Below are 8812 nucleotides of genomic sequence, written 5' to 3'. Positions count from 1 at the left end.
TTTGCAAAAGAAGGTTACTACAGTTTATCGGCAAACTACAAACGATTAAAACTTTATGAAACCGCTGTATGCGTCTAAGCATGTACAGTGGTGTGAGAGGTGGCGAAGTTACTTTGTACCTTCGCTTCCTACTTTAATTAGGGAATGCGCGGGCTTTAGCCCAATTGAATTATTATACAGTCATTATCTCTTTCTCCTTCTGCTCAAGATGCTTGTCCACTTTGGTGCTGTATGAATCCGTGAGTTCCTGAATTTTTGCTTCCGCCTCTTTCACTTCATCCTGCGTAAGGGAGGGCTTGGTAATTTTTTTAACCGCCTCATTTCCTTCCTGGCGCGCTTTACGTATGCTCACTTTGGCGTTCTCTCCTTCCGCTTTTGCTTTCTTCACCAGATCTTTTCTGCGCTCTTCCGTAAGTGCAGGAACATTTATTATCACAGACGTTCCATTATTTCCGGGATTGAAACCAAGATTGGCTGCCTGCACCGCTTTTTGAATCGGCTCGAGCATACTTTTTTCCCATGGCTGAATCATCAGTGTGCGGGCATCAGGAGAATTCACATTTGCCACTTGGTTGAGTGGTGTCATGTTTCCATAATAATCCACGCGGATTCCTTCCAGCATGGATGGATTTGCTCTGCCCGTGCGGACTTTTGAAATTTCGGTTTCAAGATGCGAGATGGCTTTGTCCATCTGCGCTTTGACGGCATCTATTGCGGATTGTGCGTTTGCGTTCATGGGAAATAATTTATGATGCAAATGTAAAAAACAGATGGAGATAAAATAAAAAAGCCGAACTAAAATTTAATTCGGCTTTTCAAAAGAATGGTTAAGCAATGCTAACTTCCACAAGCTTCGCAACTGTCGGGATTATCTAGTGAGCATGAAATTTGCGATAGAGAATCTTTTTCTGCAATTATTATCGGAGATTCTGCATTATAAATAGTTGCGCGGTCAGTTGCGATGGTTTGCTGCTCAACTTCTGCTCCTTCGCTTGCCACTTCAACTGCAACAGCTACCGGCTGTTTGAGTTGTGATTGGTCAACAGTAAACTTGATTGCATCAGCAGCAGATTTTGTTCTGAGATAATACATTCCGGTCTTCAGCCCTTTCTTCCATCCGTAAAAGTGCATGGAAGTAAGTTTCGCGAAGTTGGCATTCTCAATAAATAAATTCAACGACTGCGACTGGCAGATGTAGGCTCCGCGGTCAGATGCCATGTCAATTACTGATTTTTGTTTCACTTCCCAAACTGTTTTGTAAAGCGCTTTGATGTCTTCAGGAATTTCTTCAATGTTCTGCACAGAACCATTTCCGGCAATGATTTTATTTTTCAGGTTATCGTTCCATAATCCGCGCTTCACTAAATCTTTCAAAAGATATTTGTTCACCACTACGAATTCTCCTGACAAAGTTCTGCGCGTGTAAATGTTGGACGTGAACGGCTCAAAGCATTCGTTGTTGCCAAGTATCTGTGAAGTGGAAGCGGTGGGCATGGGGGCAAGAAGTAATGAGTTGCGTACGCCATGTTTTTTTGTTTCAGCTTTCAGTGCTGTCCAGTCCCAGCGAGCAGAAGGAGTTACATCCCACATGTCGTACTGGTAAATTCCTTTTGATACGGGAGAACCTTCGTAGGTTTCATACGCGCCAAATTGTTTTGCCTGTTCTTTGGATTCGGTCATCGCGGCAAAATAGATAGTTTCAAAAATTTCTGTGTTGAGTTTTTTTGCTTCGTCTGATTCAAAAGCCATTTGAAGAAGCAGGAAGGTATCTGCCAGTCCCTGCACGCCTAATCCAATCGGGCGGTGACGCATATTTGATTTTCTTGCTTCCGGAACAGGATAATAATTTTCGTCAATGATGCGGTTGAGATTTTTTGTAGCAGCACGTGTTACTTCGTATAATTTCTGATGATCAAATTCTCCGTTGATGACATATCTTGGCAGAGCAAGCGAAGCAAGATTGCACACCGCCACTTCATCGGCAGAAGTGTATTCAAGAATTTCTGTGCAGAGGTTGGAAGATTTTATTGTTCCAAGGTTTTGCTGATTCGATTTTCGGTTAGCCGCGTCCTTATATAACAGGTATGGATTTCCGGTTTCAATCTGCGCCTGCATGATGGCGTTCCAGAGTTCGCGGGCTTCGATTGTTTTTCTGCCTTTTCCTTCCGCTTCATATCTTTCGTAGAGCGCTTCAAACTTTTCTCCCCAGCAGTCAGAAAGTCCGGGTGCTTCGTTCGGACAGAACAGCGTCCACTTTGCATTTGCTTCCACACGTTTCATGAACAGATCAGAAATCCAGAGCGCTAAAAATAAATCGCGCGCACGTCCTTCTTCCTTTCCTGTATTTTTTCTCAAATCCAAAAAGTCATACACATCAGAATGCCATGGTTCAAGGTAAATTGCAAAACTTCCTTTTCGTTTTCCACCACCTTGGTCGACATATCTTGCTGTATCGTTGAACACACGGAGCATTGGAATAATTCCGTTGGATGTACCGTTTGTTCCGCGAATGTAAGAACCGGTTGAGCGGATATTGTGAATGCTTAAACCGATTCCGCCTGCGCTCTGAGAAATTTTCGCGCACTGCTTGAGCGTATCGTAAATGCCGTCAATACTATCATCCTTCATCGTAAGAAGAAAGCAAGATGACATTTGTGGCTTCGGAGTTCCTGCATTGAAAAGAGTTGGTGTTGCGTGTGTGAACCATCGCTCGCTCATCAGATTATATGTTTCAATCGCAGAGTCAATATCATTTTTGTGAATGCCGACTGCAACGCGCATGAGCATGTGCTGAGGGCGTTCGGCAACCTGTCCGTTCAATTTCAAAAGGTAAGAACGCTCCAGCGTTTTGAATCCGAAATAATCATAGCCGAAATCTCTGTCATAAATAATTGTTGAATCAAGCGCTTCGGAATTTTTCTCAATAATTGCATGGACATCTTCTGCAATGAGCGGAGCTTTTTTTCCTGTCTTCGGATCTACATAATTGTAAAGCAAGTCCATCGTTTTTGAAAACGACTTCTGTGTGTTCTTGTGCAAATTGGAAACCGCAATGCGCGAAGCAAGCTGCGCATACTCGGGGTGAGTAGTAGTGAGCGATGCCGCCACTTCTGCCGCCAGATTATCGAGTGCGGAAGTAGTTACACCATCGTAGATTCCTTCGATTACTTTCATCGCCACTTTGATTGGCTCAACACTCGGATCCAATCCGTAGCAGAGCTTCTGAATGCGCGCTGTGATTTTGTCAAACTTTACCGGCTCTGTCTTTCCATCCCGCTTAATTACGTACATGATTTTTAAAAAGTATTAAGTAGTGAGTATTAAGTATTATGAAGCTAGTTTTTACTAAGTGATTTTTGTAAACCGAATAACATATTCTGAATTTCTTGAATGCTTTTGCTTGTGCTTTTGAAATCATCTTCATGCAGGATATTTAATTTGTTCGCGATAATCAATTGTGTTTCGAGTTCAAAAGACGAGCCTGTTGCAACCCCAAGAAAATGATTGAATTCTCCATCAGTATTTCTTCCGGCTCCCTCGGCAATATTAGAAGGAATGGAAACTAAACAACGATTCATCTGTGATGTCAATCCAAATCTTTCTTCTGAAGGAAATTTTTTAGTGACCTGATACACATCAACCGCGAGGTCAACTGCCTTTTGCCAAACGTTCAACTCCTTAAATTTGTGCATGTGATATCAGTATTAATCAGGGAGTATTAATTATTAAGTGAGGTTTGTCATTTTTAGAAAAACATTCCCTGTACATTGTACATAATACTTCATACATTATACTTGGTTTTTAGAATTCTTCGTCCAGCGAAAAAACATTGTCTTTCTTTTCTCCGCGAACGCCTGCTTTCTGATATTCTGCAACACGCTTCTCAAAAAAGTTTGTCTTGCCCTGCAATGAAATCATTTCCATGAAGTCAAACGGATTCGTTGCGTTGTAAATCTTTTCACAACCGAGCTCGGCAAGCAAACGGTCAGCCACAAATTCAATGTACTGGCACATCATGTCGGCATTCATTCCGATCAGCTTTACCGGAATTGCATCGCGTACAAACTCATGCTCAATAGTTACAGCGCTGGTGATGATTTCAGCTACTCGTTCTTTCGGTAATTGATTTTTCAATTTGGAATAAAGCAAACAAGCGAAATCGCAATGCAAACCTTCATCTCGTGAAATCAATTCATTAGCAAAACTTAATCCCGGCATCAATCCTCTTTTCTTCAGCCAGAAAATAGAACAGAAACTTCCTGAAAAGAAAATTCCTTCTACGGCTGCAAAGGCGATGAGGCGTTCTGCAAAACTTCCGCTGCCGATAAATTTCATTGCCCAGTCTGCTTTTTTGCCTACACATGGAACGGTGTCAACGGCATGGAACAAATAATTTTTGTCTTTCTGATCTTTTATATAGGTATCAATTAAAAGAGAGTAGGTTTCAGAATGAATATTCTCAATCATGATTTGAAAACCGTAAAAACAGCGGGCTTCAGGCCACTGCACTTCACGCATGAAATTCACCGCGAGGTTTTCATTCACTATGCCATCGCTTGCCGCGAAAAAGGCGAGCACATGCTTGATGAAATGTTTCTCATCGTTGTTAAGTTTGTTTTCCCAGTCCTGAAGATCGGGGGAGAGATCAATTTCTTCGGCTGTCCAGAAACTGGCTTCTGCTTTTTTATACATATCCCAAATATCGTTGTGCTGTATGGGAAATAAAACGAATCGGTCTTTGTTTTCCTGCAGGAGTGGTTCTGTGGTGTTGCTCATCGGTGAATTTTTTTATGTTGTATATCTTATTTTTTTCTTCCTGAGGATGAAAAACCCCGAGGTCTTCGGGGTTTTATGAGAAAATATTTTTGTATTTTTTGTTGCTACAAATATTTGAAAAATATTTTTTCATACGGAAATTTTTCAATCAACATTTCAACTTAGTTATGAACATGAAAAGTTTTTTTAATTATTCTGTGAAAAAATTTTGTCGTTTCAGAAAATTATTTAGTTCAACTAATTGTTTAACGCATACATTTTGCCCGGCAGCGATTTTACAGCACCCGAGAATTCGAGATTCAGCAGGAGAGTTGCCGCGCGGCTCATGGATAATCTTGAAGCGAGGCATAAATCGTCTATGTGAATCTTTTCTTTCTCTTTAAGGATGTTTACCAGTGCCTCTTCTTCCTCGGAAAGGTTTGCAAAGAGTTCCGCCTGCATTCGTTTCGGCTTTTTGCTCTCCACATTCCAGTTCAATGCTTTAATAATGTCTTCAGCAGACTGAATCAGCATTGCTTTATTGGCTTTGATGAGCAGATTGCAGCCTTCGGAAGAAATATCGTCCATTCTTCCCGGAACAGCGAACACTTCCCGGTCATATGAGTTGGCGATTTCGGCAGTGATGAGCGCACCGCTTTTATAAGTTGCTTCAATCACAATGGTAGCGTCAGCCATGCCTGCCACAATACGGTTTCTGCGTGGAAAATATTCAGGATTCATTTTCGTGTTGCTCATGAATTCAGTAATCAACCCGCCATTCTCACACATTTTTTCTGCCGTGTTGGTATGTTCAGAAGGATAAAGATTATCCAGCCCGTGTGCGAGAACACCCACAGTAGGTAAATTATTTTTCAGCGCAGAACGATGAGCGGTTATGTCAATCCCGTAGGCAAGTCCGCTAACGATAAGAACGCTGTAAGAAGCAAACGCATCCACAATTTGCTCGCATATCTTTTTCCCGTAGGCAGTGGATTTGCGTGAACCCACGATGCTGATTATTTTATCGGCATTAAGATTTATCCCGTTGGAAGAATTTCCTGCGGGATTCATAGTGCCTTTTGTATAAAGCATCACAGGGGAATCATCACACTGCTTGAGTCTTGCGGGATAATTCACATCCGTAAAAAAAAGGGGGATGATTTCTTTCTTCTCCATGAATTTTATTTCTTCTTCAGATCGGGTCAGAACATCTTTTATCACATCGCTTTTTGAGATAGCTTCGGCAGTCAAACTTCCGATGCCGGGGATTTTTTCCAGTTTGGATTTCTTCTCTTTGAATACCGCTTCCGCGCTTCCGCAATAAGCAATTAAGTTTTTTGCAGTCACATCGCCCACGCCCGGCAGAAGAGTGATACCTATATTATATAGAAGAGGGCTGTTCACGATTTCCTTCTTTGAATCTAATTTTTACTTTTGTATTGATAATTTCTAAAACAGAACAAAAATAACATTATGATTATACGCTTACTCACTCTTTTCATCGCCATATTTCAACTGTCATTTCTTGCAGCGCAGGAAGGAACATTGAAAGGAAGGATAGCGGATGCCAAAACAAAAGAAGGTCTTGGTGGCGTGAGCATTTATGTGGATGGCAAGGGCGTTGCTGTTTCAGATACAGGAGGTAATTATCAAACGCAATGTTCTGCCGGAAGCCATTCTGTGGAATTCAAATTCATCGGGTACAGCACGCTGGTTCATAAAGTGGACATAAAAGAAAATGAAACCATGTGGCTCAACCTTTCTCTTTCAGTGGATGCCACCGAACTGGGCACTATTGTAATTTCTGCCGGAAAGTTTGAGCAGAAACTGGAAGAAGTAACTGTTTCTATGGATGTGATGAAGCAGGCGCTCATTGAGAACAAGAACACTACCAACATGGAAGACCTGATGCAACAATGCCCGGGCGTAAATATTTTAGACGGGCAGGCGAACATCCGGGGAGGCAGCGGTTTCAGTTATGGAGCGGGAACACGCGTGATGGTGCTGGTGGATGATTTGCCGCTTCTCACTGCCGATGCAGGCGATGTGAAATGGAACTTCATTCCCATAGAAAACGTTGAGCAGGTTGAAATCATTAAAGGCGCCTCTTCGGCTTTGTTTGGTTCTTCGGCACTGAACGGAGTGATCAACTTCCGCACTTCTTATCCGAAAGATACCGCCCGCACCAGCGTAAGCATTTCTTCCGGATTTTATGATGAGCCAAAGCGAAGAGAACTTAAATGGTGGGATAAGGATGTTTCACTCGCAGGAGGACCTTTAGTGAAGAATCTTTCCTTTCTGAATTCACAACAGATAAATAATTTGGACCTTATTCTTGGAGGAAATGTATATGAAGATAATGGGTATCGCCAGTTGGAGAAAGAACAACGGATGCGATTCAACTTTAACTCGCGGTATCGTTTTCAAAAAGTGAAAGGGCTTGCAGCCGGCATTAATGAAAATTTTATGGTTACAAATGGCGGGTATTTTATTCTCTGGCAGAGCGGTGACTCTGCGTATTATCCTCAAGGCGGAAGCGTAAGTAATTACCATACCATACGCTCAACAATAGATCCGTTCATTACTTACTTCACTCCGAAGGGACACAGGCATAGTTTAAAAACAAGATATTACCTTGCAACAAACGAGAATAATACCAATCAGGAATCAATATCCAAAGTATGGTTTGGAGAATACCAGTATCAGTTGCATCTGAAAAAAGAGTTGAATATTACCAGCGGGATCACCGGAACTTATTCCGAAGTAATTGCCGATTCGATGTACGGAAATCATTTCAGCAGCAATGTGGGGATTTTTTCCCAGGTGGATAAAAAGTTTGACCGCCTGGTTCTTTCGTTCGGAGCAAGAGGAGAATATTTTAAAGTGGATACGGCTGAAACAAAAACTAATATCATTTTAGGAAAAGATACCTCCATCATTCCCATTCATCCGGTGGCAAGAGCCGGACTGAATTACAGATTGTTTCCTAAAACGCATTTGCGTGCCTCCTTCGGGCAGGGTTATCGCTTTCCGAGCGTGGCAGAAAAATTTATTTCCACACAAGTGAGCGGACTTACTGTTTATCCAAATCCTAAAATACAACCGGAGAAAGGATGGAGCGCAGAAGTGGGAGCCAAGCAGGCATTCAAACTTTCGGGTTTGCGCGGATACGTTGATGTTGCCGGCTTCTGGCAGGAATATGTGAACATGATGGAGTTCACTTTTGATTATTGGGTTCCTCCCGGAACTCCCAATCCGAATGATCCTTATACCAAGCTTATGTATTTCGGAGCCAAGTCGGTCAATGTGGGAAGAGCGCAAATCAAAGGCGCAGAAGTTACCGTGGCGGCAGAAGGAAAAATAGGCAAAGCCACTATCACACTTTTAGGCGGATACACCTATATCAAACCCATTGATTTGGATTACGATTCAACCACCTTGCGGGCATATTATAAAGACAGTCTGGTTGCGGAAAAGAATTTAAAATCAGGCGGCAGTTACAATGGCAATATTCTCAAATACCGCTACGAGCACACAGCAAAAATTGATTTGCAGGTTGATTATAAAAAGTGGAGCGCGGGCATCAGCGTGCGCTACAACAGTTTCATGAAAAACATTGATGCCAGTTTTCAGGATCCATTATTAGTTGATATTTATCCGATTCTCCCTAAAAATTATACCTACATTCTGCCGGGCTTGAAAGAATACCGCCAGGAGCACAACACAGGCGATGTGGTGCTTGACTACCGCATTTCTTACGCCATTGCCAAAGGCGTGAAAACCTCCATGGTGGTGAACAACGCTTTCAACCGCGAATACATGGGGCGCCCGGGCGATGTGCAGCCGCCACGGAGTTTTGCCTTTATGCTGAGTGTGAAGATTTAGAAGGAGCCCCAGCCCTAAAGGGAGAAATACAGGGTGTACGACAAAATGCACCTATCTCAATTCCTCTGCGGTTCTCTGCGTAAATCTCCGCGCTCTCTGCGGTTACTGTATTTTTTAACAGCCTTTACCGCAGAGTTCGCAAAGAAACAGCCCGCAGAGAACGCTGAGAAGT

At 42.5% G+C, this 8812-nt stretch carries 6 protein-coding genes; 1 reads left to right on the top strand and 5 read right to left on the bottom strand.

Features of this window, described 5'->3' with window-relative positions; translation table 11 throughout:
* Window positions 1-172 precede the first annotated feature (172 nt).
* The 5 genes from frr to dprA all read right to left on the bottom strand — a co-directional run bounded on the left by frr (window position 173) and on the right by dprA (window position 6159).
* The gene (gene frr / locus HY841_09575) at window positions 173-736 is read right to left on the bottom strand and encodes a ribosome recycling factor (GenBank protein ID MBI4930999.1); all 564 of its coding nucleotides are present in this window, start codon (window positions 734-736) and stop codon (window positions 173-175) included.
* A 101-nt stretch (window positions 737-837) separates the two neighbouring features.
* Window positions 838-3291, bottom strand: a complete 2454-nt coding sequence (locus tag HY841_09570; protein MBI4930998.1) for a ribonucleoside-diphosphate reductase subunit alpha — start codon at window positions 3289-3291, stop codon at window positions 838-840.
* Between the two features lie 44 nt (window positions 3292-3335).
* Entirely contained in the window at window positions 3336-3692 is a 357-nt protein-coding gene (locus HY841_09565) for a four helix bundle protein (protein MBI4930997.1), read from the bottom strand.
* 109 nt (window positions 3693-3801) lie between these two features.
* Window positions 3802-4776, bottom strand: a complete 975-nt coding sequence (locus HY841_09560; GenBank protein MBI4930996.1) for a ribonucleotide-diphosphate reductase subunit beta — start codon at window positions 4774-4776, stop codon at window positions 3802-3804.
* A 237-nt stretch (window positions 4777-5013) separates the two neighbouring features.
* Window positions 5014-6159, bottom strand: coding sequence for a DNA-protecting protein DprA (gene dprA / locus HY841_09555; protein MBI4930995.1), 1146 nt, complete (start codon window positions 6157-6159; stop codon window positions 5014-5016).
* Window positions 6160-6228: 69 nt separating this feature from the next.
* Here dprA and HY841_09550 point away from each other — a divergent pair, with 69 nt between their 5' ends.
* On the top strand, window positions 6229-8640 hold the full coding sequence (locus tag HY841_09550; protein ID MBI4930994.1) for a TonB-dependent receptor: 2412 nt from the start codon (window positions 6229-6231) through the stop codon (window positions 8638-8640).
* The last annotated feature ends 172 nt before the right edge of the window (window positions 8641-8812 follow it).

The sequence above is a fragment of the Bacteroidota bacterium genome (assembly GCA_016213405.1).
Lineage (GTDB): Bacteria > Bacteroidota > Bacteroidia > Palsa-948 > Palsa-948 > Palsa-948.
Note: the sequence above shows the minus strand (reverse complement) of the source record. Positions and strands in the feature narration are given on the sequence as shown.

What these genes read in the sequence shown, in the direction of transcription:
- HY841_09565 (MBI4930997.1), bottom strand. Translation starts at nt 3,692, where the DNA reads ATGCACAAATTTAAGGAGTTGAACGTTTGGCAAAAGGCAGTTGACCTC.
- HY841_09550 (MBI4930994.1), top strand. Translation starts at nt 6,229, where the DNA reads ATGATTATACGCTTACTCACTCTTTTCATCGCCATATTTCAACTGTCA.
- frr (MBI4930999.1), bottom strand. Translation starts at nt 736, where the DNA reads ATGAACGCAAACGCACAATCCGCAATAGATGCCGTCAAAGCGCAGATG.
- HY841_09570 (MBI4930998.1), bottom strand. Translation starts at nt 3,291, where the DNA reads ATGTACGTAATTAAGCGGGATGGAAAGACAGAGCCGGTAAAGTTTGAC.
- HY841_09560 (MBI4930996.1), bottom strand. Translation starts at nt 4,776, where the DNA reads ATGAGCAACACCACAGAACCACTCCTGCAGGAAAACAAAGACCGATTC.